The sequence below is a fragment of the Streptomyces gilvus genome, from assembly GCF_022513565.1.
Taxonomy (GTDB): Bacteria; Actinomycetota; Actinomycetes; order Streptomycetales; family Streptomycetaceae; genus Streptomyces; species Streptomyces gilvus.
This window is the reverse complement of record NZ_JAKWBE010000009.1, coordinates 1-24952: the sequence shown is the minus strand read 5'-3', so window position 1 is coordinate 24952 and position 24952 is coordinate 1. Positions and strand designations below refer to the sequence as shown.

Sequence of the window (24952 nt, the reverse complement as noted above, 5' to 3'; positions counted from 1 at the left end):
GCCGACCCGCGTCCCAGCCGCCCCGATACCGACGACGCCTTACCGAACCGGCGTTTCTCAGGGGTGCGAGAGTTGCCCGGCGCCGCCGCGTCGGCGTATTCGCGCCTGGGCCCGCTCGGTGGCTTTCGCCTGTCGCCGGGTCCGGCGCTTCTCGCGCCGCAGGGCCCGGGCCGTGCTGCTCGGCGTCGACACCACGCCGTTGCGCTGGTTCCACACCTGGCGGGTCACCCAGACGTCGAGAGCGCTCCAGGTGGCCACCACCGTGCTCACCACGGCGCTGATCACCATGGGGAAGGCCGCCCAGGACCCGGCCATGGTGCACAGGAAGGCCACCATCGCCAGAAGCAGCGTCACAGCGATGATCAGGCCCGCCCGCACCGCCGCCCTACGCACCGGATCCGGCAGGCGGCGGCGCCTCGCCGGCTCCTCGACCCACAGGGGCCGATAGCCCTGCTCCCGCTCCTCGTCTCGCGCGACCCTGCTCCTGGCTGCCGGAATGTCGGGATCCAGTGCTTCGGGAACCCGGTCCTCGACCAGGCTCGCCGCCATACCGTCCCGGGGCGCCTCGCGCCGCTCCGCCGTGCCCATCAACGTGTCACTCCCCACCGCCAGCAGACCGCTCGCCCGTGCCCGACGGCACGGTTCCCCTGTGGTTGCCCGGCTTGCGCTGTTTTACGCCGCCCGGGTGCGGGATGCGGCTCATGTGGCCGATTCCGTCCCCGTTTCCCATCAAGAAGGACGAACGACGTGCCCCGAAGATTCCCAAGAAGCGAAAAATTTCGGCCAACAGACCAAGTGCACCCGGTGGATGAGTTCCCGTCACCGAGCGGGCAAACAGGGACGCAATCTCCCCCATGGCCGGACAACTCGCCATGTCTCGTCGGGCGGGCGGAAGTTCACCCTCCGGACGGCTCTTCGAGTTACCTCTGTGTCGGTAGTAGGCTCGCGCCGTTTGTTGACGTGCATATGTACCCCCGGCCGGTGGGGGTCGAGCTGGGGGAGGCCATGCGCTTTCGCGGGAAGTCCATCCGCCGGAAGATCGTGGCGCTGCTTCTCGTGCCGCTGGTTTCCCTGACGGCCATCTGGGGCTTCGCCACGGTACTCACGGGCCGCCAGGCGGAGGACCTGTTCAACGTCTCCGACGTGGTCGAGAAGGTCGCGTACCCGATCGAGGACACCGTCCGCGTCGTGCAGCAGGAACGCCGTCAGTCCCTGGTCTACCTCGCCGACCCGCGGGCCTCCGACGGACTGTCGGACCTCAGGCGCAGCCGGGCCGCCACGGACGAGGCCATCGCCGAGATCCGGCGGAACTCCAAGAACCCGGACGTCCGCGACGCCATGGGCCAAGCGACCAGCGATCGCCTGAGCACCGTGCTGGACACCTTCGACGGTCTCGCCTCGCTGCGCCGCAGCGTCGAGGACGGCACCGTCGACCGCGCACACGCCCTCGACCTCTACAACAGCCTGGTCGACCCGTGCTACGTCCTGCTCGCCAATCTGCACGTCGTCGACAACGTCGAGATGGACAAGCAGTACCGCGCCCTGGTCAACCTCGCGCGCGCCCGGGAGCTGCTCTCCCGCGAGGACGCCCTGCTCGGCTCCTCGCTGATCGTCGGCAAGCTCACCCGTGGCGAAGTCCGTGACATCACCGACCTCGTGGCCCAGCGCGGTCTGATGTACGACGTCAACCTGCCGCTGCTGCCCTCGTCCGAACGCGACCGCTACCAGCGCTTCTGGAAGAACGCCACCACCGCCCCGCTGCGTGCGGACGAGCAGGCGGCGATCTCCTCCACCTCGGGCAGGCCCGGCGAGGTCACCGCGCAGAGCTGGGACACCGCAGCCGGAAGCGTGCTCGCCAAGCTCGGCACCCTCAACGACCAGGCGAGCGACCGTTATCAGGATCGCGTCCGACCGGTCGCCGTCGGTGTCATCGCCAAGGCGGCCATCGCGGGCGTCCTCGGTCTGGTCGCCCTGCTGCTCTCGCTGTTCCTGTCGGTGCGCGTCGGCCGCACCCTCATCCGCGACCTGCGGCAACTGCGCCTGGAGGCGCACGAGGCGTCCGGCGTCCGGCTGCCCAGCGTGATGCGGCGCCTGTCGGCGGGCGAACAGGTCGACGTGGAGACCGAGGTCCCCCGCCTCGAGTACGACAAGAACGAGATCGGCGAGGTCGGCCAGGCCCTCAACACCCTGCAGCGGGCCGCGGTCGAGGCGGCCGTCAAGCAGGCCGAGCTGCGGGCCGGTGTCTCCGAGGTGTTCGTCAACCTGGCCCGCCGCAGCCAGGTCCTGCTGCACAAGCAGCTCACCCTGCTGGACAGCATGGAGCGGCGGACCGAGGACACCGACGAACTCGCCGACCTCTTCCGGCTCGACCACCTGACCACCCGTATGCGCCGGCACGCCGAGGGCCTGGTGATCCTCTCCGGGGCGGCCCCGTCCCGGCAGTGGCGCAAACCCGTCCAGCTCATGGACGTCGTACGGGCCGCCGTCGCCGAGGTCGAGGACTACGAGCGCATCGAGGTCCGCCGGCTGCCCCGGGTCGCCGTCACCGGCCCGGCCGTAGCCGACCTCACTCACCTCGTGGCCGAACTCCTGGAGAACGCCACGGTGTTCTCCCCGCCGCACACCGCCGTCCAGGTCGTGGGCGAACGGGTCGCCAACGGCTTCACCCTGGAGATCCACGACCGCGGCCTCGGCATGGCGGCCGACGCGCTGCTGGACGCCAACCTCCGGCTCGCCGAAACACCCGAGTTCGAACTGTCCGACACCGACCGGCTCGGCCTGTTCGTGGTCAGCCGGCTCGCCCAGCGGCAGAACGTCCGGGTCTCCCTGCAGCCTTCCCCCTACGGAGGCACCACCGCCGTCGTCTTCATCCCCGACGCCCTGCTCACGGACGACGTGCCCGACACCAACGGCATCGGCTTCCGCCTCGACCGGCCCCACCCCTCCAAGGAGGCCGAACTGGAGGAGAGCCGCCGGACCGCGCTTCCGCGCGTGCCCGCGCAGCTGCCCGGCCTGCCCGCCTCGCTCCTGGACGGCCCGGTGGAGCTGGAGGCGCCCGTCGACCTCGACGCCGTCGACGACTTCCCGGCGGCGCTGGAGGAGGACGGCGAGGAGGGCGGCCTCTTCCGCCCCCGGCGCTCCATCGCCCGCGTCGAGGACGAGGCCACCGGCCGTCATGGTGAGCACCTCCGCGACGACGTCAGCCACACCCGGGACGGCGCGGACGACCAGATGGGCGCCCCGGTCTCGCTGCCCCGGCGCGGGACCCCGAAGCTGGTCAGCTCGCACGGACGCCCGGTCACCGAGCAGCGGTCCCGCCGCGAGGAGGCGCCGGACGGCTCGCAGGCAGCGGCCCGACGATCCGAGCCCCAGGGCGCGGCGCCGCCGGCGGCCCGTCGCCGAGCGGACGACCAGCCTGCGGCCGACGGCCACGGCCGGCCGGGCCAGGACGGCACGCCGCCGCTGCCCACCCGTCGGCGCGGTGCCTCACCGCTGCGCCCGGGCATGGGCCGCTCCGAGGGGTTCGGCGAGTCCGGCGCGGCCCGGACAGCCGACGACCACGGCATCGGTGAGGCCCCGCAGACCCCCGTCCTCCCGGCACGTGCCCGTCCCGCCGCCATCACACCGGGCGGCGCGGACGCCGGCGGCAGGCGCCCCGGGGCACAACCGCCGGGCGGTTCGGGCGGCGGCATCGGCCCGCTGCCCCGGCGGGTGCGCCAGGCCAACCTGGCACCGCAGCTCAAGCAGAGCGCCGGTCGGCCCGAGCAGGACAGCACGGACTTCGCGGAGCGGGACGCCGACGAGGTACGCAGCCGCATGGCCTCGCTCCAGCGCGGCTGGCAGCGCGGCCGCGAGGAGAACGCCGCGGGCGACAACGCCCACAGCGGCACAGCACCACACGGAACGACAAAGGGGGACGGTCGATGACCGCACCGAAGGCGACCGGCCACACAGCGACCAACTCCGGCGAGCTCAACTGGCTCCTGGACGAACTGGTGGACCGCGTCGCGAGCATCCGCAAAGCCCTCGTGCTCTCCGGCGACGGCCTGCCGACCGGTGTGTCCAAGGACCTCAGCCGGGAGGACAGCGAGCACCTCGCCGCCGTCGCCTCCGGCTTCCACAGCCTCGCCAAGGGCGTCGGCCGGCACTTCGAGGCGGGCAACGTCCGGCAGACCGTCGTCGAGCTCGACGAGGCCTTCCTGTTCGTGACGGCCGCCGGCGACGGCAGCTGCCTCGCCGTCCTCTCGGACGCCGACTCGGATGTCGGCCAGGTCGCGTACGAGATGACGCTGCTCGTGAAGCGGGTCGGCGTGCATCTGGGCACCGCCGCGCGCACCGATCTGCCCGCAGGCGGGTAGTGGGATGTCATGAGCGCAGACGGTCAGGGAAGAAGCCACTGGTTCGACGACGAGGCCGGACCGGTCGTCCGTCCGTACGCGATGACGCGCGGCCGCACCTCCAGTCCCGGCCAGCACCGCCTCGACCTGATCGCGGTGGTCGTCGCCGAACCCCACGCGGACGACCCGGACGCCGACGCGACGCTGTCCCCCGAGCACGTCGACATCGTCGACCTGTGCCGTGACGCCCCCCAGTCGGTCGCCGAGCTCGCCGCCGGGCTCGATCTGCCCATCGGGGTGGTAAGGGTCCTCGTCGGCGACCTCGTGGCGGCGGAATTCGTCCATGTGAACCGGCCCGTACCCCCTGCCGAGCTGGTCGACGAGAGTATTCTGCGCGACGTGATCAACGGCCTCCGGGCGCTCTGAGCGGCGCGGAAGCGGGGTACTGACGTGACTGGCTGGCAGTTCTGGGTCGACCGGGGCGGTACGTTCACCGACATCGTCGCGCGACGTCCGGACGGCCGCCTGCTCACGCACAAGCTGCTCTCGGAGAACCCCGCGCGGTACTCCGACGCGGCCGTGGCGGGCGTACGGGCCCTGCTGGACGGCTCCCGGGAGCCGATCGACGCCGTCCGGATGGGCACCACGGTCGCCACCAACGCCCTCCTGGAGCGCAAGGGCGAACGCACCCTCCTCGTCGTCACGCGCGGCTTCCGCGACGCCCTGCGCATCGCCTACCAGAACCGGCCGCACATCTTCGCCCGCCGTATCGAACTCCCCGAACTGCTCCACGAGCGGGTCGTGGAGGTCGACGAGCGCATCGCCGCGGACGGCACCGTCCTGCGCGCCCCCGACCTGGACGCCCTCGCGGGGCCTCTTCAGGAGGCGTACGACGACGGGATCCGCGCCGTCGCCGTCGTCTGCATGCACAGTCATCTGCACCCCGCCCACGAGCACGCCGTCGGCGAGCTTGCCGCCCGCATCGGGTTTCCGCAGATCTCGCTCTCCAGCGAGGTCAGCCCGCTGATGAAGCTCGTGCCGCGCGGGGACACCGCCGTCGTCGACGCCTACCTGTCGCCCGTGCTGCGCCGCTACGTGCGGCACGTCGCCGGTGAACTCCAGGACGTGCGGCTGATGTTCATGCAGTCCAACGGCGGTCTCGCCGAAGCCGGGCAGTTCCGCGGCAAGGACGCCGTCCTGTCCGGGCCCGCCGGAGGAATCGTCGGCATGGCCCGCATGTCGCAGCTGGCCGGCTTCGACCGGGTCATCGGCTTCGACATGGGCGGCACCTCCACCGATGTCTCGCACTTCGCCGGCGAGTACGAGCGCGTCTTCACCACTCTCATCGCCGGTGTCCGGCTGCGCGCGCCCATGCTGGACATCCACACCGTCGCGGCCGGAGGCGGCTCGGTCCTCCACTTCGACGGCTCCCGCTACCGCGTGGGGCCGGACTCGGCGGGTGCGGACCCCGGTCCCGCGTGCTACCGCGGTGGTGGCCCGCTCGCCGTCACCGACGCCAACGTCATGCTCGGCCGCGTCCAACCCGGCCATTTCCCGCGGGTGTTCGGCCCCGAAGGCGACCAGCCCCTGGACGAGGAACTGGTCCGGGACCGCTTCTCCGCTCTCGCGCGCGAGATCCGCGAGCGGACCGGCGACGAGCGCACACCCGAGCAGGTCGCGGAGGGCTACCTGCAGATCGCCGTCGCCAACATCGCCAACGCCGTCAAACGGATCTCCGTCCAGAAGGGCCACGACGTCACCCGCTACGCCCTCACCACCTTCGGTGGTGCGGGCGGCCAGCACGCGTGCATGGTCGCCGACTCGCTCGGCATCCGCACCGTCCTCGTCCCGCCCATGGCCGGCGTCCTGTCCGCCCTGGGCATCGGCCTCGCCGACACCACCGCCATGCGCGAACAGTCCGTCGAGGCGCCCCTGGAGCCCGCCTCGATGCCCGCCGTCCTCAAGACGGCCGACGACCTCGAAGGAGCGGCCCGCGCCGAACTCCTCGCCGAGGACGTCCCCGCCGCCCGCATCCGCGTCACCCGCCGCGCCCAGCTCCGCTACGACGGCACCGACACCACCCTCACCGTCGAGCTGACCGAGCCCGGCGCCATGCGTCACGCCTTCGAAGAACGTCATCGCGCCACGTACTCCTTCACGCTCGACCGCCCGATCGTCGTCGAAGCCCTCTCCGTGGAAGCCACCGGCATCACCGAACCCCCCGATCTCTCCGCCCTCGCCCCGTACGAAGGCCGACCCGCCGCCGCCGACACCGTCCGTCTCCACACGGGCGGCGCCTGGCGCGACGTACCCCTCCACCGCCGGGAGGATCTCCCTCCCGGCGAGACCGTCACCGGCCCGGCGATCATCACCGAGGCCAGCGCGACGACCGTCGTCGACGACGGCTGGCGGGCCGTGGCGCGAGACGACGGGCATCTGGTCATGGAACGTGCGGCGATTACGCAGAGTTCCCAACTCGACACGGAAGCCGACCCGGTTCTGCTCGAGGTCTTCAACAACCTCTTCATGTCGATCGCCGAACAGATGGGCGCACGGCTGGAGTCCACCGCGCAGTCCGTCAACATCAAGGAGCGCCTGGACTTCTCCTGCGCGCTCTTCGACCCGGACGGAAACCTGGTGGCCAACGCCCCGCACATCCCCGTCCACCTGGGCTCCATGGGCACCAGCGTCAAGGAGGTCATCCGGCGGCGCGGCCCGTCGATGCGGCCCGGTGACACCTACGCCGTCAACGATCCGTACCACGGCGGCACCCATCTGCCCGACGTCACCGTGATCACCCCCGTCTTCGACACGGAGGGTGACCGGATCCTCTTCTACGTCGCCTCCCGCGGCCACCACGCGGAGATCGGCGGCATCGCCCCCGGCTCGATGCCGGCGAACAGCCGCACCATCGAGGAGGAGGGCGTCCTCTTCGACAACTGGCTCCTCGCCGAGAACGGCCGCTTCCGTGAGGAGGAGACCCGACGCCTGCTCACCGAGGCGCCGTACCCCTCCCGCAACCCCGCGACCAACCTCGCCGACCTGCGCGCCCAGATCGCCGCCAACCGCAAGGGCGTCGACGAGGTCGCCCGGATGATCGACGACTTCGGACTCGACGTCGTCCAGGCCTACATGAAGCACGTCCAGGACAACGCCGAGGAAGCGGTCCGCCGGGTCATCGACGCCCTCGACGACGGCGAGTACGCCTACGAGACCGACTCCGGAGCCGTCATCCGGGTACGCGTGCGCGTGGACCGCGAGAACCGCTCCGCCACCGTCGACTTCACCGGCACGTCACCCCAGCTGGCCGGCAACTTCAACGCCCCCTTCGCCGTGGTCAACGCGGCCGTCCTGTACGTCTTCCGCACTCTCGTGGCCGACGACATCCCGCTCAACGACGGCTGTCTGCGCCCCCTGGACATCGTCGTACCGCGCGGCTGCATGCTCGCGCCGGAGCCACCGGCCGCCGTCGTCGCGGGCAACGTCGAGACCTCGCAGGCCATCACCGGCGCCCTGTACGCGGCCCTCGGCGTCCAGGCCGAGGGCTCCGGGACCATGAACAACGTCACCTTCGGCAACGAGCGCCACCAGTACTACGAGACCGTCGCCTCCGGATCCGGCGCGGGCGACGGCTTCCCCGGCGCCCCCGTCGTACAGACCCACATGACCAACTCGCGGCTCACCGACCCCGAGGTCCTGGAGTGGCGGCTGCCCGTGCGACTCGACGAGTTCGCCGTCCGCCGGGACAGCGGAGGCGCCGGGCGGTGGCGCGGCGGGGACGGCGCCGTACGCCGGATCCGCTTCCACGAGCCCATGACGGTCTCCACCCTCTCCCAGCACCGCAGAGTTCCGCCGTACGGCATGGCGGGCGGCCAACCCGGCGCGCTGGGCGCCAACCGCGTGGAGCGCGCGGACGGCACGGTCACCGTCCTCGCCGGCAGCGACTCGGCGGACGTCTCTCCCGGCGACGTACTCGTCATCGAAACCCCTGGCGGCGGAGGCTACGGCCCGCCGGCGCCCCACCCCCATCAAGCAGGAGAACAGATCGATGATCTTCGGGCGTTCTGAGCGCGGCAAGCCCCCGGTCGAGCCCGTCACGCTCAAGATCCTGGTGGCCGGCGGCTTCGGGGTGGGCAAGACCACCCTGGTCGGGGCGGTCAGCGAGATCAGGCCGCTGCGCACCGAGGAACTGCTCACCGAGGCCGGACGTCCGGTCGACGACACGAGCGGCGTGGCGAGCAAGAGCACCACGACGGTGGCCATGGACTTCGGGCGTATCACCCTGCGCGAGGACCTGGTGCTGTACCTGTTCGGCACCCCCGGGCAGGAACGGTTCTGGTTCATGTGGGACGAGCTCTCCGAGGGCGCGCTCGGAGCCGTCGTGCTGGCCGACACGCGGCGCCTGGAGGACTGCTTCGCCGCCGTCGACTACTTCGAGCGGCGCTCCATACCGTTCCTGGTCGGAGTCAACTGCTTCGAGGGCGCCGCCCGCTATCCGGCCGAGGACATCCGCCGGGCGCTCGACCTGGACGACGACGTACCGCTCCTGCTGTGTGACGCCCGGGACCGCGAGTCGGTCAAGGAGATCCTCATCGGCGTCGTCCGGCACGCGATGGACCACGCCGCCGAGCGACGGCAGACCGTCACCACCTGAGACGGGCACGCGTACGGCCCGTACCCTCGCCGACCGGGGTACGGGCCGCAGTCCCGGGGAAACGCGCGCGTGGGTGCTCAGTCCGCGTCGTCCTCCAGCCAGCCGAAGCTCTTCTCCACGGCCTTGCGCCAGTTGTGGTACTCCCGGTCGCGGACGGAGGCGTCCATGGAGGGCGTCCACTCGACGTCCTTCTGCCAGTGGGCCTTCAGCTCGTCGAGGTCGTTCCACACACCCGTGGCGAGTCCGGCCGCGTAGGCGGCGCCGAGGCAGGTGGTCTCGGAGACCTTCGGGCGGACCACCGGCACGTCGAGCACATCGGCCTGGTGCTGCATGAGCAGGTTGTTCTTGGTCATGCCGCCGTCCACCTTCAGGGTGGTGATGTGCACCCCGGAGTCCTGGTACATGGCGTCCACGACCTCGCGTGTCTGCCAGCTCGTCGCCTCCAGCACGGCCCGCGCGAGGTGCGCCTTGGTGACGTACCGGGTCAGGCCGGTGACGACGCCGCGGGCGTCGGAACGCCAATAGGGCGCGAACAGGCCGGAGAAGGCGGGGACGATGTAGGCGCCGCCGTTGTCCTCGACGCTCGCCGCCAGCGGCTCGATCTCGTCCGCGGTGCGGATGATCCCGAGCTGGTCGCGGAACCACTGGACGAGCGCGCCCGTTATCGCGATGGAGCCCTCCAGGCAGTAGACCGGCGCCTCAGTGCCGATCTTGTACCCCATCGTCGTCAGCAGGCCGCTCTTCGACGTCACCGGCCGGTTGCCCGTGTTGAGCAGCAGGAAGGAGCCCGTGCCGTAGGTGTTCTTCGCCGTGCCCACGTCGTAGCAGGCCTGTCCGAACACGGCCGCCTGCTGGTCGCCGAGGGCCGAGGCCACGGGCACCCCGGCCAGCTGGCCCACGGCGGTGCCGTACACCTCGGCGGAGGACTTGATCTCGGGGAGCACGGCCTCGGGGATGTTCATCGCGGAGAGGATGGACTGGTCCCACTGCAGGGTCTCCAGATTCATCAGCATCGTCCGGCCGGCGTTGGTGACGTCGGTGACGTGCTGCCCGCCGTCGGTGCCGCCCGTCAGGTTCCAGATGAGCCAGGAGTCCATGGTGCCGAAGGCGATCTCGCCGTTCTCTGCGCGTGCCCGCAGCCCAGGCACGTTGTCGAGCAGCCAGGCCGCCTTGGGGCCGGAGAAGTAGGTCGCGAGCGGCAGTCCGGTCTGCTCGCGGAACCGGTCCTGCCCGTCCGAACCACCAAGCTGCCTGGTCAGCGCGTCCGTGCGGGTGTCCTGCCAGACGATCGCGTTGTGCACCGGCTTGCCGGTCGCGCGGTCCCACAGGAGCGTGGTCTCGCGCTGGTTGGTGATGCCGAGCGCGCTGAGCTGGTCGGCGCGCAGTCCGGCCTTGGCGATCGCCCCCGCGACCACGGCCTGCACCTTCGACCAGATCTCGGTCGCGTCGTGCTCGACCCAGCCGGGCTTGGGAAAGATCTGGCGGTGTTCGCGCTGGTCGACGGCGACGATCGCGCCGTCCTGGTTGAAGACGATGCAACGGCTCGAGGTGGTGCCCTGGTCGATAGCGGCGACGAACTTGTCCGTCATGACGTCCCCTTCGTCGTTCCTTCAGAAGGCTGCTCGATGAGAAGGCAGCGCGGAGGATGAGCCAGTGCACGGGTCGGCGCCCCGAAGCCCCGGTCGAACGCGACGACGCAGTGGCTCAGTACGACCGTGTTTCCGTTGCTCATGTCGGCTCCTAGGCCCCGGCCCTGCGCGCAGGGTGCGGTGACGAGCGTGCCGTCGCAGCCGAATCGCCCGTGGGGGAATGGGTCTGTTCTGCAGGCGGGGGCCCGCGCGGCGTGTGCCTGGTTACACCGTGTATGTACGGCGATGTCGGCCGACACCGGAAGTGTTCACCGGCGCCCAGAGAGCGTCAAGGTCGCGGACACCAACGGTGACAGCCGCCTGAACTCCGTACGGGAGACGCTTCGGCGCGGCGACACCAGATCAGCCTAGGCCGGGTTCCGCCACCGCGCAGCCCGCCGGGGCGGGCGCCCCCGTGCCGCGCACGATCTCATGACCAGGCAGTCCCGCCTGTCCCAGCACCCAGCTGGCCCCGTGCAGCGCCTTGGCGGCCTTCTTCAGCGGCGCCAGGGCGGCCGCGGCCTGCCGGTGGTCCGCCACGCTGCCCGGCGGGCACAGGACCGTGGCCAGGGACAGCGTGACGGGCCGCCCGCCCGCCGACCACGGCACGTCCAGCACGGTGGCGGCCAGCGGATCCAGCCCCTCGGGATCGGCGAGCACCAGGAAGTCGTCGCCGCCGATGTGACCCACGCGCGTGCTGCCGGTCGCCGCCTGCTGCAGTGCCCGTCCCACCGACCGGATCAGCTCGTCGCCCGCCGCGAACCCGGACCCGTCGTTGACCTGCTTGAAGTGGTCCACGTCGAGCCAGCTCAGCGCGAACGCCCGGCCGTCCGCGATGCGCCGGTCCACCTCCGAGGTGATCACGTCCGAGCCGGGCAGCCGGGTCAGCGGATTGAGCCCGGCCGCCTCCTCGACCCGGCTCTCGGCCAGTGCCCGCACCAGGTCGGCGAGGCGTACGACGCCCACGCACCGCCCGTACCGGTCGACCACCGCCACGTCGTCCGACGTGCGGTCACGGGCGCCGACGGCGACCACGTCCAGCACCTCCCAGGCGGTGGCGTCGACGCCCACCGTCCGCGGGGGATCGCCGAGCTTGGCCGCGGGCCGGTCGGCGTACAGGGCGTGTCCGTAGCGGCCCGACATCGACAGCAGGAAGCGCGAGCGGTGCACCGAGCGGACCGGGACGCCGTGCGGGTCCACGAGCAGTACCCCGGACACCTCGGGCGCCCCGGTCAGCAGCGCCCGCACCTGGCCCGCGGACGCGGTCGCGGGCAGCAGGGCGGCCGGCCGCACGAACTCGCGCACCGACGGCCCGGACCGGGGTACCGCCACGGCGCCGGGGGAGCGGGGCGGAACGTATACGTCCGCCGCGGGCAGCCTCGTCGGGGGCGCGAACAGGTTGCCCTGCGCCAGCTGAGCACCGGCCGTCACCGCGGCGGCGAACTGCAGCTCCGTCTCCACGCCCTCGACGGACAGGAGGGCCCCCAGCTCCTCGCACAGTGTCCGCATCGCCCGCACCGCCGCCGGCCGGGCCAGCAGCGAGGCGTCGAGCTTCACCAGGTCGGGCGCGAGGTCGGTGAGCAGCCGCAGGGGTACGTCCCCGTCCCCGATGCCGTCGGCGCTGATCCGGAAGCCCTGGGCCCGAACCGCGCCCACCGCCTCCAGCAGGGCCGGCTGGGGCACGTGCGTGTAGGGCGGTCCGACGTCGACGATCACCTCCCAGGGCAGCCGTCCCGCCTGGCGCACGGCGTCGCGCAGCGGGGTCAGGCCGCCGAGGTCGGCGAGGGTGCCCGCGAAGACGTTGACGTGCAGCGGCAGCAGCGTTTCCTTGCTCGCCGCCGCGCGGATGGCCAGCACCGCGAGCCTGCCGTCGAGTTCGGGATCGCGACGGGCCTCGGCCAGGATGTCCCCGGTCTCCGGGCGGGCGAGTATCTCCAATCCCGCGACTGCTCCGGTCGCCAGGTTGACCACTGGTTGGAAGGCGAAGCGCAGAGTGTCCGTCCAGGAGAGCACGGCAGCATGATGACTCCACCGGCGCACACCCAAGCCCAGTTCATGAGACGTTCACGCAGGATTCGGGGTGATCACGCAGCGTGGGAGCCCGGACCTGCGCCCGGCCTCACCGCGGGCGCTCACGGCCCGCCTCTCAGCGCACGGCGATCACCGTCGACCCGTGCCCGAACAACCCTTGGTTGGCCGTGATCCCGACGCGGGCCCCCGCGACCTGCCGGTCACCGGCCTGGTCCCTCAACTGCCAGGTCAGCTCGCACACCTGGGCGATCGCCTGAGCCGGTACCGCCTCCCCGAAGGAGGCCAGCCCGCCGCTCGTGTTCACCGGTATACGACCCCCGAGGGCCGTCGCGCCCTCCCGCAGCAGCTTCGCGCCCTCGCCCTCGCCGCACAGCCCCAGGTCCTCGTACCACTGCAACTCCAGTGCGGTGGACAGGTCGTACACCTCGGCCAGGGAGAGGTCCTCCGGTCCGATGCCCGCCTCCTCGTAGGCGGCTCGCGCGATGGAGGCCCGGAAGGTCTCGGCGGCGGGTTCGACGGCCACCGCGGAGTCCGTCGCGATGTCCGGCAGATCGAGCACGGTGCTCGGGTAGCGCGGTGTCACCGTCGATACCGCCCTGATCCGCACCGGCTCCGCCGGCCCGTGCCGCCGCGCGAACTCCATGCTGGACAGCACCAGGGCCGCTCCGCCGTCCGACGTCGCGCAGATGTCGAGCAGCCGCAGCGGATCGGCCACCACCGCGGAGCCGGCGACCTCCTCGGCGGTGACCCGCTTGCGGTAGCGGGCGTTCGGATTGAGCGCCCCCAGGGCCGCGTTCTTCACCTTGACCTGCGCGAAGTCCTCGGGTGTGTCCCCGTGCACGGCCATGCGCCGGCGCGCGTACAGCCCGAAGTACGTCGGATTCGTCGCGCCCAGGACCCGGAAGCGCAGCCAGTCGGGGTCGTCGGGCCGGTCGCCGCCGGCCGGCCGGAAGAACCCCTTGGGCGCCGCGTCCGCGCCCACCACGAGGACCACGTCCGCCAGACCCGCGAGGATCTGCGCCCGCGCGGTGTTGACGGCCTGCGCTCCCGACGCGCACGCCGCGTACACGCTCGTCACCCGCGCTCCCTGCCAGCCCAGTGCCTTGGCGAAGGTCGCGCCGGCCACATAGCCCGGATAGCCGCCGCGCACGGTGTCCGCGCCGACCACCGAGCCGACGTCACGCCACGCGATCCCCGCGTCGGCGAGCGCCGCTCGCGCCGCTGCCACCCCGTACTCGACGAAGCTGCGACCCCACTTGCCCCACGGATGCATCCCCGCGCCGAGCACCGCCACCTCGCCCGTCATGCCCCACCCCCCGTCGGCCGCCAGTGCCACGTCGTCCAGGCCGTCTCCGCGTCCTCGTGAAGCACACCGGGGACGACCTCCACCTCCATGCCCACCGTCAGATCGGCGACGGTGACCCCGGGAGCCGCCTGGCCCAGCACCACGATCCGCTCGGCCGCCAGCTCCACAGCGATCAACGCGTACGGCTCCCAGGGAAGTTCCGGGTTCGTCACATAGGGTGACGGGGGCCGGTATCGGCTGTCCGTGTAGGACCAGATCCGCCCGCGCGGCGAGAGGGGAACCTCCTCGAGGTCTCCGCCGGGACACCCGGGATTGCGGCAGTGGCCGTCCTCGCGGGGGAAGAACACCGAGGCGCAGGCGGCGCAGCGGGTGCCGAGGAGTCTGAAGCCGTCACCGTCCCCGGTGAACCATCCGTCGACCACAGGTGTTCGTGCACGAGTCACAGTCCCTCCCCGACGCCGAATCTGACGGAACGTCAGAAGTGTGTCACGCGCGTCCGGAATTGGGCAGTGCAGGAGACATGACACGACTCACCAGCGCAGTACGCGGTCTCGTCACCGCCCTCGCCGCCCTGCTGGCCGTGACCGCCGCCTCCGCACCCGCCCGGGCCGAGACGGACAGCGAGGCGCCGACGGACTTCGTCGCCCTGAGAACCGTGGACCCCACGATCATCCAGGAGATGCGCTACTTCACCCCGCACAACTTCGTCGGCGAACGCATCGACGGCTACGAGCAACCGGTGTGCATCCTCACCCGCCCCGCCGCCGAAGCCCTCCACAAGGTCCAGCGGAAGCTCCTGCGCGAGGGCTACACGCTCAAGGTGTACGACTGCTACCGGCCGCAGCGCGCCGTGGACCACTTCGTGCGCTGGGCCGAGGACCTCGACGACCAGGCGATGAAGGGCGAGTTCTATCCGAACGTCGACAAGACCCGGCTGTTCGCGGACGGCTACATCGCGGAGAAATCCGGCCACAGCCGCGGCTCGACCATGGACCTCACCATCGTGAAGCTCCCGGCGAGGCCCACCCGGCCCTACCACCCCGGAGAGCCGCTCGTGCCCTGCTTCGCACCCCAGGACGAACGCTTCCCCGACAACTCCGTCGACATGGGCACCGGCTTCGACTGCTTCGACACCCTCGCGCACACCCTCGACCCGCGTATCCAGGGCCGACAGCGCGCCAACCGCCTCCTCCTGAAGAACACCATGGAGGGCCTCGGCTTCGTCAACCTCGCCGAGGAGTGGTGGCACTACACATACCGGCCCGAGCCCTACCCGGACACCTACTTCAACTTCCCCGTGTCCTGGAAGTCGCTCGGCGGCCGCCGTTGAGCAACCTCCGCGAGACGCCCTTCACCCGATCGGATACATTCCGCTCCGTGTCCGAAACTCAAGCCTCCACCCCCAACTCCGCGCCCGACTCACACTGTTCGAGCTGCGGAGCGCCCTACGGAGAGGGCGTCTCCGGCTGGCCGCGTACCTGCCCGGCCTGCCACACCGTGGCCTACCGCAACCCGCTGCCGGTCGCGGTCGCACTCCAGCCCGTGTACGACACCAAAGGCACCGCCCTGGTCGTCATCACCCGAACCGTCGCTCCCGCGCGCGGGGGCGTCGCCCCTGCCCGGCGGGTTCATCGACGACCGCGAGGACTGGCGGCAGGCCGTCGTGCGCGAGCTCAAGGAGGAGACCGGCATCGACGCGGCCGGCCGCGACGTCCGCCTCGTCGACGCCATGAGCTCCCCCGACGGCCATCTGCTGCTGTTCGGTCTGCTCCCCGAACGGCCCGCCGAGGGGCTGCCGCAGTCGGCCGCCACCGACGAGACGGAGGGCCGGCACCTGCTGCGCCGGCCGGAGGAACTCGCCTTCCCCCTGCACACGCTGGCCGTGCGCGCCTGGTTCGAGGGCCGCTACGTCTGAGCCCCGGCCTCCCCGAGGCCACGTACACGCACCGGACAGGGCGGCTCGGACGGGCCGCCCTCACCCTCCAGCTCGACCACCAGCCCGGGCCCTTGCCACCGGGTGACGTAGCGCTCCAGTTCCGGTTCGTCCCACCCGTCACCCGCGTCCGGCACCACCAGCCCGCCCCCCGTGCGGCTCTGGGCCGGCGCCCACGCCTCCAGTTCCAGCCCGCCGTCGCTGCCGCGCACGGGAAGGACGGCACCCGCGCGTACCAGCACCGGGATCCGGGACAGGGGGGCGTCCACGAGCACCTGCGCCGGCCCCTCGTACACCTGCTCGCTGACCGCGTCGTACCAGCGGCCCCGCGGCAGCTGGACCGCACGCCGGTCCGTGCCCGGGTCGAGCACCGGTGCCACCAGCAGACAGTCGCCCAGCAGGAAGGCGTCCTCGCAGTCGCGCAGCGCGCGGTCCTCGGGCGCGTTCCACCACAGCGGCCGTACATAGGGCGCTCCGGTGCGCCGCGCGAGATGCGCCAGCGTCATGAGATACGGCAGCAGCCGCCGGCGTTCCTCGAGCGCCACGCGCGCGTGCTCCAGCACCTCCGGACCGAACTCCCAGGGCTCCCGCCGCCCCCCGCGCAGACCGGCGTGCGTACGGAACAGCGGCAGATACGCGCCCAGCTGGAACCACCGCAGATACAGCTCGGGAGACGGACTTCCGTCGAAGCCGCCGATGTCCGGTCCCGAGTAGGGCACCCCGCACAGACTGAGGCCCAGGACCAGCGACAGCGAGGCCCGCAGTCCGGGCCAGCCCGTGGCCACGTCGCCGGACCAGGTGCCCCCGTAGCGCTGCAGGCCGGCCCAGCCCGAGCGCGAGAAGAGGAACGGCCGCTCATGGGGAGCCAGCTCCAGCAGACCCTCGTAGCCCGCCCTGGCCATGCACAGGCCGTAGACGTTGTGCGCCTCCTGATGATCGCCGCCACGCCCCTCCAGGGAGTGTCTGGCCGAGCGGGGCAGCGTCTTCTCCCCGAACGCGGTGAACGACGTGGGCTCGTTCATGTCGTGCCAGAAACCCGAGAACCCCTGAGCCAGCCGCTCCGCGTAGAGCCCGCCCCACCACTCCCGCACGCGCGCGTGCGTGAAGTCCGGGAAAACGGCCTCCCCGGGCCACGCGACTCCGTGCACGACCCGTCCCGAGGCGTCCCGGACGAACGCGTCCTCGGCCGTGCCGCCGTCGTACACGACGTCGCCCTCTTCCGCGCTGACCGCGGGGTCGACGATCGACACCAGCCGGATCCCGTCCCGGCGCAGCTCCTCCGCCAGCACCGGCAGCTTGGGGAAGCGCTCGTGGTCGACGGTGAACACCTGGTGCTCGTCGTAGTGGTCGATGTCCAGGTGGACGGCGTCCAGCGGCAGCCCCCGCTCCTGGTAGCCCGCGACGATCCGCCGGACCTCCTGCTCGCTGCCGAAGCCCCAGCGCGCGTGGTGATGTCCCAGCGCCCACGCGGGCGGCAGCGCCGGCGCGCCGGTCAACGACGCCCAGGCGAGCAGCACGCGCGCGGGGGTGCCCACCATCACCCAGCAGCGCAACGGGCCGCCGTCCATCCGCAGCTCGCTCATGCCCGGCCGGTCGTGCCCGGAACCGGCGCCCTCCTCGCCCTCCCGCAGCGACACCGTGCCGTCCCAGGAGGAGTCGTGGAAGACCAGATGCGTGGCCGCGTCGGACACCACCATCTGGACCGGCATGGTGATGTACAGCGGATCGTCCCCGGGAGCGAAACTGCCGCCCGGGTCCGTGTTCCACAGCCGGTACGTCCCCTCCCGCAGCCGCGGGCCCGACGAGCGGCCCCCCAGCCCGAAGAACCGCGCGTCCGCCGCCACCTCCGAGCGCTGCATCCAGCGCGCGGGCCCTCCTCCGACCGGTTCCCACCACCGGGGCGGCAGATCCCGCCGCAGGGTCACTCCGCCGGGCGTACGCACCTCGACCGCGCCGTGCCGCGATACGACGACCGTCACCCGCTCGGCCACGACCCGCCAGCCGCCGTCCTTGTCGGGCTCCAGGACCGCCCGGAGATCGGGCTCCGGACAGCGGCCCGCGAGCGCGTACGACGGCTCGGGACCGGCCCCGTCCCAGCCCCAGAACACCGCCCCGTTGACGGTCACCATGATCCTCAGCTCCGAGCGGCCGAACCGCACGACACCGCCACCCGCGGCCGGTTCCACCTCCAGGACGCGCCCGGGCACCCGCGCGCGCTCGGCACCCCGTGGGGGCAGCGCGGTGGCGTCCGCGCGCCTCCTGCGCCATGCCGCCCTCACGGCCCGCAACCCCTGGAACGCCCCCACCGAACCGACCACCCTTATCGAACGCACCAGGTCACGACCGTCCATGCTGCTCACCCTGCCACTGACCGCCCCACACGCGCGTGCCGTTCAACTGCCGTTCACCCGTGGTGGGAGCACATCTTTACGACACGGACTATGTGGGGCGCACCCTGGTGTAGAAGTCGATCACATGGCATCGTCCCTGTCAGCCGCGTCACGCGCACACCCCAGCCCGTGCGCGACCGACGCACACGACGCGCACAGTCCGGGAGCCGCCCCCATGTCGACCGTGAACCCCCAGCCGCTCTGGCAGCCGGATCAGGAACGTATCGAACAGGCACAGGTCACCAGGTTCCAGGCCTGGGCGGCCGAACGCCACGGCGCTCCCGCCGACGGCGGCTACGCGGCACTGCACAGCTGGTCCGTGGCCGAACTGGAAACCTTCTGGCAGGCCGTCACGGAGTGGTTCGACGTCCGCTTCTCGACGCCCTACGCACGCGTGCTCGGCGACCGCTCGATGCCGGGCGCCGAGTGGTTCCCCGGGGCGAGCCTCAACTACGCCGAGCACGCCCTGCGCGCGGCCGCGACCCGCGCGGACCAACCGGCCCTCCTGTATGTCGACGAGACCCACGAAGCACGGCCCGTCACCTGGTCGCAGCTCCGCCGCCAGGTCGGCTCCCTGGCTGCCGAGCTGCGCGCCCTCGGCGTTCGCCCCGGAGACCGCGTCAGCGGCTATCTGCCGAACATCCCGGAGGCCGTGGTCGCCCTGCTCGCCACGGCGGCCGTGGGCGGTGTCTGGACGTCCTGCGCCCCCGACTTCGGGGCCCGCAGCGTCCTGGACCGTTTCCAGCAGGTCGAACCGGTCGTCCTGTTCACCGTCGACGGCTACCGCTACGGCGGCAAGGAGCACGACCGCCGGGAGATCGTCGCCGAGCTGCGCCGCGAACTGCCCACGCTGCGTGCCGTCGTCCACATCCCGCTCCTCGGCACCGACGCGCCCGAGGGCGCCCTGGACTGGTCGGCCCTGACCGGTGCGGACACCGAACCCGTCTTCGAACAGGTCCCTTTCGACCACCCGCTGTGGGTGCTCTACTCCTCGGGCACGACCGGCCTGCCGAAGGCCATCGTCCAGTCCCAGGGCGGCATCCTCGTCGAGCACCTCAAGCAACTCGGCCTGCACTGCGACCTCGGCCCCGAGGATCGTTTCTTCTGGTACACCTCCACCGGCTGGATGATGTGGAACTTCCTCGTCTCCGGCCTCCTCACCGGCACCACGATCGTGCTCTACGACGGCAGCCCCGGCTTCCCCGACACGGCGGCCCAGTGGCGGATCGCCGAACGCACCGGCGCCACCCTCTACGGCACCTCGGCCGCGTACGTCATGGCCTGCCGAAAAGCGGGCGTGCACCCCGGACGCGACTTCGACCTTTCCAAGGTCGAGTGCGTCGCCACCACCGGATCACCGCTGCCGCCGGACGGCTTCCGCTGGCTGCACGACGAGGTGCGCGACGACCTGTGGATCGCATCCGTCAGCGGCGGCACGGACGTGTGCTCCTGCTTCGCGGGCGCCGTACCCACCCTCCCGGTCCACATCGGCGAACTCCAGGCCCCGGGCCTCGGCACCGACCTGCAGTCCTGGGACCCGAGCGGCAAGCCCCTGATCGACGAGGTCGGCGAACTCGTCGTCACCAACCCCATGCCGTCCATGCCGATCTACTTCTGGAACGACCCCGACGGCAGCCGCTATCACGACAGTTACTTCGACACGTATCCCGGTGTGTGGCGGCACGGCGACTGGATCACCGTCACCTCCCGGGGCTCCGTCGTCATCCACGGCCGCTCCGACTCCACGCTCAACCGCCAGGGTGTGCGCATGGGCTCCGCGGACATCTACGAGGCCGTCGAGCGCCTTCCGGAGATCAGGGAGTCCCTCGTCATCGGCATCGAGCAGCCCGACGGCGGCTACTGGATGCCGCTCTTCGTCCACCTGGTGCCCGGCACGACCCTGGACGAGGACCTTCTGGGCCGCATCAAGCAGACGATCCGCGAACAGCTTTCCCCTCGCCATGTACCGGACGAGATCATCGAGGTGCCCGGCGTGCCGCACACCCTCACCGGCAAGCGCATCGAGGTCCCGGTCAAGCGCCTCCTGCAGGGCACCCCGATGGAGAAGGCGGTCAACCCGGGCTCCATCGACAACCTCGACCTGCTGCACTTCTACGAGGAACTCGCCCGCAAGCGCGCCTGACGGTCAGCCCCCGTAGGTGGCCTCGGACTCACCCAGAACGGCGGCGAAGTCCGAGGCCGGCCGCGTCCCGTCGGCCGGCTCCGACTCGGCCACGGAGATCCGTACTCCCGGTGCCGACGACGGCCGGAACCTGGCCCCCGCCGCCCCCCAACAGCCGTACCACCGCAGACCGTTCACGACGGCCGACTCGTCCCGCACCGGAACCCAGAGATTCATCCCGCTCGCGCCCCGCGCGCCGACCGATTTCCCCTCGCCCGCGTCCTGCTCGCCGTCCAACTCCTGCGCGCCGCGCCTCCCTGGGACTCCTCGCGACCGGCGACCACGCCTTCCTCCTCGCCTTTCCGGTCGTCGGCAGCCTCGGAGACCGCGCCGCCAGCGTCCTCACCGGGCTCTACGCCACCCGCCTCGCAGGACCCCACCCCGTCCGCTACCAGGCCATCCACCGCACCGTCGCCAACCCCGGCTGGAGGTGGCCGCAGCCGCCTCGCGCATCGTCACCACCTCGAAGAACGCCGCACGCCCGAAACCAGGCCGGTCACCCCCTGGCGCGACCGTCTTCCTGACGACGCGGTCTTCAAGGTCGGACGTCCGCCGCCTTCGCCCTGGGCGGCCTCGCCATGGCCCTCTCGGCCGGCGCGGGAGTCGTCACCCCCCTCCTGCTCATCGCCGCTGTAGCCGCCTTCACTCTGGCCGAGATGCTGCACGCCACCGTCTCCTGGGAACTGTCCGTCGCCCTCGCGTCCGGCGCCGCCCAGGGCGCCTTTCTCGGCGTCCACGGCCTGGCAGTCCGCCCAGCGCGGCGTCGGGCCGCTCGCCGTCAGCGCGGCCATCGCCACCGGCCCGGGCGGTTGGACCGCCTTCGGCGCTTTCATCGCGCTGACCTGCGTCATCCAGCACGGTCTGGTCCGCGATCGCCTCGCCCAGACCCCGTTGTCAGTGCAGCCGGTTACTGTGAGTGAGCATTGATCGACCGCGCACAGGGGGAAAGATGGCGCACACCGACCACCAGACCATGCGACGCGTCCTGCGCCGCGAAATCGCGGGCACCATCGGCCTGCTGACCGACGAGCACGACTTCCGCGCCATGCGGCGGTACCGCAGCTTCACCTTCGACGACCACCAGACCTATCTCCAGCAGGTCGAGGCTCTCCTCAAGGTCCGCGCCGCCCAGGGCAGTCACACCACGGTGGCCCTGTTCGACCCGCAGGAATACGCCGAGTTCTGCGCGGAGGCGGACCTCGACCCCGACATCCCTTCCAGCCGCACCCGCTTCACCGCCGAACTGGCGAGCACGGGCCCCGTCCTTCCCTACGAGGGCCAGCCCCTGTCCGACCTCGTCCCCGCCCTCGTCGACGAAGCCGTACGCCAGGCCACCTGGGAGTACGCCTCGACGCTCCTCGCCCGACTGGGAGCCTGCGCCTCCTGCGGCGAGGACATCGGCCGAGCCGCGTTCACGCGAGCGTCCCGCCTGCTCGTCCGCATCCTCGACACCGCCGGAGGAGGAAACCGACACCTCGTGTGCAGCGTCTCGGCAACGGCCGAAACACTGGTCTCCGTTCTCCACGCGGACGAGGACGAGCACGGCGCCCTCCAACTCGACGAGGCCGAGGCGCTCGAGTTCACCACCGTCCTCGCCCTCGGCATCGCCACCCAAAGTCCCGGCGGACTCGTCATCCGCACCAGCGGCCCCGGCACCACCGACCGCGTCTACGGCTGGCGCCTGCGCGGAGACGGTCTGCGCCCCCTCACCGCCGGCGAGGTGTTCGACGCCTACTGCACCGACATCGAATCCGGCGACATCATCTCCCCGGAATCCGACGTCGACTACTGCGTACCGCCCGACCTCGGAGAGGAAGGACAGACACCGGGCCACGGCCACTGACGCCTGAGGGGCGCCCCACCCACAGGTGAAGCGCCCCTCGACGACAGCCGGCGACCGGTCCGGCCCGGCTACTCGCCGGACAGCACCGCCTGAGCCGCGTTGCGCGCCTCCTCGGCGCTCTCCGTGGCCCGGGCGGCCGCGGCGGCCCGCTCGCACTGGGCCAGCGTGTACTTCGCCAGCGTCGCCCGCACATACGGAATCGACGCAGCACCCATGGAAAGAGAGGTGACACCCAGACCGGTCAGCACACACGCGAGCAGCGGGTCGGACGCGGCCTCACCGCAGACACCACAGCTCTTGCCCTCGGCCTTGGCCGACTCCGCCGACAGGGCCACCAGGTCGAGCAGCGCGGGCTGCCACGGGTCCTGCAGCCGGGACACCGCACCCACCTGACGGTCCGCGGCGAACGTGTACTGCGCGAGGTCATTGGTCCCCAGCGACAGGAACTCCACCTCCTGCAGGATCGACCGGGCCCGCAGCGCGGCCGACGGGATCTCGACCATCGCCCCGAACTTCGCCCGCAGCCCCGCCGCACGGCACGCGTCCGCGAAAGCCTTTGCATCGGCACGGTCCGCCACCATCGGAGCCATGACCTCGAGGTAGACCGGCAGACCGTCGGCGGCCTTCGCCAGCGCTGTCAGCTGCGTGCGCAGCACCTCCGGGTGGTCGAGCAGCGTCCGCAGGCCCCGCACGCCCAGCGCGGGGTTCGGCTCATCGGCCGGCGTGAGGAAGTCCAGCGGCTTGTCCGCGCCCGCGTCCAGGACTCGTACGACGACTCGGCCCTCGGGGAACGCCTGGAGAACCTGCCGGTAGGCCTCGATCTGCTTCTCCTCCGACGGGGCGTTCTTGCTGTCGTCCAGGAAGAGGAACTCCGTACGGAACAGACCGACACCCTCGGCGCCCGCCTCGACGGCGGCCGGCACGTCCGCCGGACCACCCACGTTGGCCAGCAGAGGCACCTTGTGACCGTCGGAGGTGGCACCCGGCCCGGTGGCGGCGGCCAGCGCGGCCTTCCGCTCGGCGGCCGCGGCCTCCAGTTGCGCCTTCTTCTCCTCGCTGGGATTCACGAAGATCTCACCAGTGCTGCCGTCGACGGCGACCAACGTCCCCTCGGCGAGCTCGCCCGCCCCCGGCAGCGCCACCACGGCTGGCACCCCGAGCGCCCGCGCGAGGATCGCGCTGTGACTGGTCGGCCCGCCCTCCTCGGTGACGAAACCGAGGACCAGGGCGGGATCCAGCAGCGCGGTGTCCGCGGGCGCGAGATCACGCGCGATCAGGACGTACGGCTCGTCGCTGTCCGGGACGCCGGGCATCGGCACTCCCAGCAGCCGGGCGACGATACGATTCCGCACGTCATCCAGGTCGGCCACGCGACCGGCGAGGTACTCACCGGCACCGGCCAGCAGGGCACGGTAGGCGGCGAACGCGTCGTACACCGCGCGCTCCGCCGTGCTGCCGACGGCGATGCGCCGCTCGACATCCGCCATCAGCTCGGGGTCCTGCGCCATCATGGCCTGGGCCTCGAGCACCGCCTGGGCCTCGCCGCCCGCCAGATTGCCGCGCGCGATCAGATCGGCGGCCACAGCCTCCACGGCCTGACGGGCCCGCCCCTGCTCCCGCTCCGCGTCCTCCGCCGGGATCTGCTTGGCAGGCGGCTCCAGTACCGCCGTTCCCATGTGCCGAACCTCGCCGATCGCCACACCGTGGCTCACGCCGACGCCTCGCAGCGTTGTCTCCATCTCACCCGTCTCCGATAGTGCGGCGGGTCCCGCCGCCGCGGTGGTTGTCCTACTGGCCGTCATACGACGGCACTGACGTCACTTCCAGAGGAAGAGACTGTCGCCGGCCTTCACTTCGCCGCTGTCACGAAGATCGGAGAGAGCTTCCGCCGTGGCCTCGAGCGCCACGACCGGGCACACCGCTGACTTGCCGGCGGCCTCGACGGCGGCAGGGTTCCAGCGCACGACACCCTGACCGCGGGTCACGGTGTCCCCCTTGTTCACGAGCAGCTCGAAACCCTCGCCGTTGAGTTGCACGGTGTCGATGCCGAGATGGGTGAGGACGCCGTGTCCCTGCTCGTCGACCACGACGAAGGCATGCGGATGGAGGGAGACGATGACCCCGTCCACGGGGGCGACGGCCTCGGAGGGCTCACGGACAGGGTCGATGGCGGTGCCCGGGCCGACCATGGCCCCGGAGAAGACCGGATCAGGCACTGCCGCCAGTCCGATGGCGCGTCCGGCCAGCGGGGACGTCACGGTGGTCATGGGAAGCCTCCCGGAGTGGAGTTGCATACAGGGGCCGTCACTGTCCGTCCCTGACGGCACGCTGTGCAGCAGCGTATGTCAGACGAAGTGACGGTTCCGCACGAAGGTACCGGGTAGAGGTCTAGACCACCAACCCCATCGATTTGCACGCCCTTCGAGGCCCCGTGTACAGTCGTACTCCTGCTTGAGGCCGAGCGACGCGCACGAGCGCGCTTAATCAGCAGGAACCAAACTTGTCAGATCCTAATCTCGGGGTCGCCTTCTGCATGCCCGCAGGAGAGTGGTCAGGGGGACGGAAAAACACTGATAGTGTTTGGAACACCGAAGGGAAGCGCCCGGAGGAAAGCCTGAGAGTCTCTCGGGTGAGTACGAAGGAAGCGG

17 protein-coding genes and 1 pseudogene are annotated in these 24952 nt (G+C 71.4%); 9 read left to right on the top strand and 9 right to left on the bottom strand.

The genetic code is table 11. The features are described 5' to 3' along the window. Positions 1–57: 57 nt before the first annotated feature. The gene (locus tag MKW14_RS15925) at positions 58–588 is read right to left on the bottom strand and encodes a hypothetical protein (protein WP_240863208.1); all 531 of its coding nucleotides are present in this window, start codon (positions 586–588) and stop codon (positions 58–60) included. Between the two features lie 417 nt (positions 589–1005). Between MKW14_RS15925 and MKW14_RS15920 the strand changes: the two genes are divergently transcribed. From MKW14_RS15920 to MKW14_RS15900, 5 genes are read left to right on the top strand one after another with little or no spacing between them, the layout of a single operon-like run. Then, positions 1006–3927 carry a nitrate- and nitrite sensing domain-containing protein gene (locus MKW14_RS15920; protein WP_240863207.1) on the top strand — a complete coding sequence of 974 codons (2922 nt, stop codon included), beginning with the start codon at positions 1006–1008 and terminating at the stop codon, positions 3925–3927. Then, the gene (locus tag MKW14_RS15915; RefSeq protein WP_240863206.1) at positions 3924–4358 is read left to right on the top strand and encodes a roadblock/LC7 domain-containing protein; all 435 of its coding nucleotides are present in this window, start codon (positions 3924–3926) and stop codon (positions 4356–4358) included. The genes MKW14_RS15920 and MKW14_RS15915 overlap by 4 nt, the downstream gene beginning before the upstream one ends. A 9-nt stretch (positions 4359–4367) precedes the next feature. Next, positions 4368–4763, top strand: coding sequence for a DUF742 domain-containing protein (locus MKW14_RS15910; protein WP_240863205.1), 396 nt, complete (start codon positions 4368–4370; stop codon positions 4761–4763). A 24-nt stretch (positions 4764–4787) separates the two neighbouring features. Next, positions 4788–8405, top strand: coding sequence for a hydantoinase B/oxoprolinase family protein (locus MKW14_RS15905; RefSeq protein ID WP_240863204.1), 3618 nt, complete (start codon positions 4788–4790; stop codon positions 8403–8405). Continuing rightward, a complete protein-coding gene (locus MKW14_RS15900; RefSeq protein WP_240863203.1) occupies positions 8386–8991 on the top strand; it encodes a GTP-binding protein in 606 nt (201 codons plus the stop codon). The genes MKW14_RS15905 and MKW14_RS15900 overlap by 20 nt, the downstream gene beginning before the upstream one ends. A gap of 77 nt (positions 8992–9068) precedes the next feature. Here MKW14_RS15900 and glpK read toward each other — a convergent pair whose 3' ends face one another. The 4 genes from glpK to MKW14_RS15880 all read right to left on the bottom strand — a co-directional run bounded on the left by glpK (position 9069) and on the right by MKW14_RS15880 (position 14378). After that, positions 9069–10580 (bottom strand): glycerol kinase GlpK, encoded by a 1512-nt coding sequence (glpK, locus tag MKW14_RS15895; protein ID WP_240863202.1) that lies wholly within the window; start codon positions 10578–10580, stop codon positions 9069–9071. Between the two features lie 402 nt (positions 10581–10982). After that, positions 10983–12632, bottom strand: a complete 1650-nt coding sequence (locus tag MKW14_RS15890; RefSeq protein ID WP_240863201.1) for a GGDEF domain-containing protein — start codon at positions 12630–12632, stop codon at positions 10983–10985. Positions 12633–12765: 133 nt separating this feature from the next. After that, positions 12766–13956, bottom strand: coding sequence for a lipid-transfer protein (locus tag MKW14_RS15885; protein WP_240863200.1), 1191 nt, complete (start codon positions 13954–13956; stop codon positions 12766–12768). Continuing rightward, a complete protein-coding gene (locus MKW14_RS15880) occupies positions 13953–14378 on the bottom strand; it encodes a Zn-ribbon domain-containing OB-fold protein (RefSeq protein ID WP_240863409.1) in 426 nt (141 codons plus the stop codon). Before MKW14_RS15880 ends, MKW14_RS15885 begins: the two co-directional genes overlap by 4 nt. Before the next feature lie 98 nt (positions 14379–14476). Between MKW14_RS15880 and MKW14_RS15875 the strand changes: the two genes are divergently transcribed. Further along, on the top strand, positions 14477–15286 hold the full coding sequence (locus MKW14_RS15875; protein WP_240863199.1) for a M15 family metallopeptidase: 810 nt from the start codon (positions 14477–14479) through the stop codon (positions 15284–15286). 47 nt (positions 15287–15333) lie between these two features. Beyond that, positions 15334–15871, top strand: a pseudogene (locus MKW14_RS15870) (NUDIX domain-containing protein). Here MKW14_RS15870 and MKW14_RS15865 read toward each other — a convergent pair. Beyond that, complete coding sequence (locus MKW14_RS15865; protein ID WP_240863198.1) at positions 15862–18240, bottom strand: glycoside hydrolase family 31 protein; 2379 nt, start codon at positions 18238–18240, stop codon at positions 15862–15864. The pseudogene MKW14_RS15870 and the gene MKW14_RS15865 overlap by 10 nt on opposite strands. A gap of 214 nt (positions 18241–18454) precedes the next feature. On the opposite strand from MKW14_RS15865, the gene MKW14_RS15860 reads away from it, so the two are divergent. Further along, on the top strand, positions 18455–20422 hold the full coding sequence (locus MKW14_RS15860) for an acetoacetate--CoA ligase (protein ID WP_240863197.1): 1968 nt from the start codon (positions 18455–18457) through the stop codon (positions 20420–20422). A gap of 494 nt (positions 20423–20916) precedes the next feature. Here MKW14_RS15860 and MKW14_RS40900 read toward each other — a convergent pair whose 3' ends face one another. After that, positions 20917–21312 (bottom strand): hypothetical protein, encoded by a 396-nt coding sequence (locus MKW14_RS40900; RefSeq protein WP_276620794.1) that lies wholly within the window; start codon positions 21310–21312, stop codon positions 20917–20919. A gap of 98 nt (positions 21313–21410) precedes the next feature. Here MKW14_RS40900 and MKW14_RS15845 point away from each other — a divergent pair, with 98 nt between their 5' ends. Continuing rightward, complete coding sequence (locus MKW14_RS15845; RefSeq protein ID WP_240863196.1) at positions 21411–22304, top strand: DUF8829 domain-containing protein; 894 nt, start codon at positions 21411–21413, stop codon at positions 22302–22304. Between the two features lie 68 nt (positions 22305–22372). On the opposite strand, the gene ptsP is transcribed toward MKW14_RS15845, so the two are convergent. Both ptsP and MKW14_RS15835 read right to left on the bottom strand, forming a co-directional pair. Beyond that, positions 22373–24043 carry a phosphoenolpyruvate--protein phosphotransferase gene (gene ptsP / locus MKW14_RS15840; RefSeq protein ID WP_240863195.1) on the bottom strand — a complete coding sequence of 557 codons (1671 nt, stop codon included), beginning with the start codon at positions 24041–24043 and terminating at the stop codon, positions 22373–22375. 78 nt (positions 24044–24121) lie between these two features. Further along, on the bottom strand, positions 24122–24571 hold the full coding sequence (locus tag MKW14_RS15835) for a PTS sugar transporter subunit IIA (RefSeq protein ID WP_133044767.1): 450 nt from the start codon (positions 24569–24571) through the stop codon (positions 24122–24124). Positions 24572–24952 lie beyond the last annotated feature (381 nt).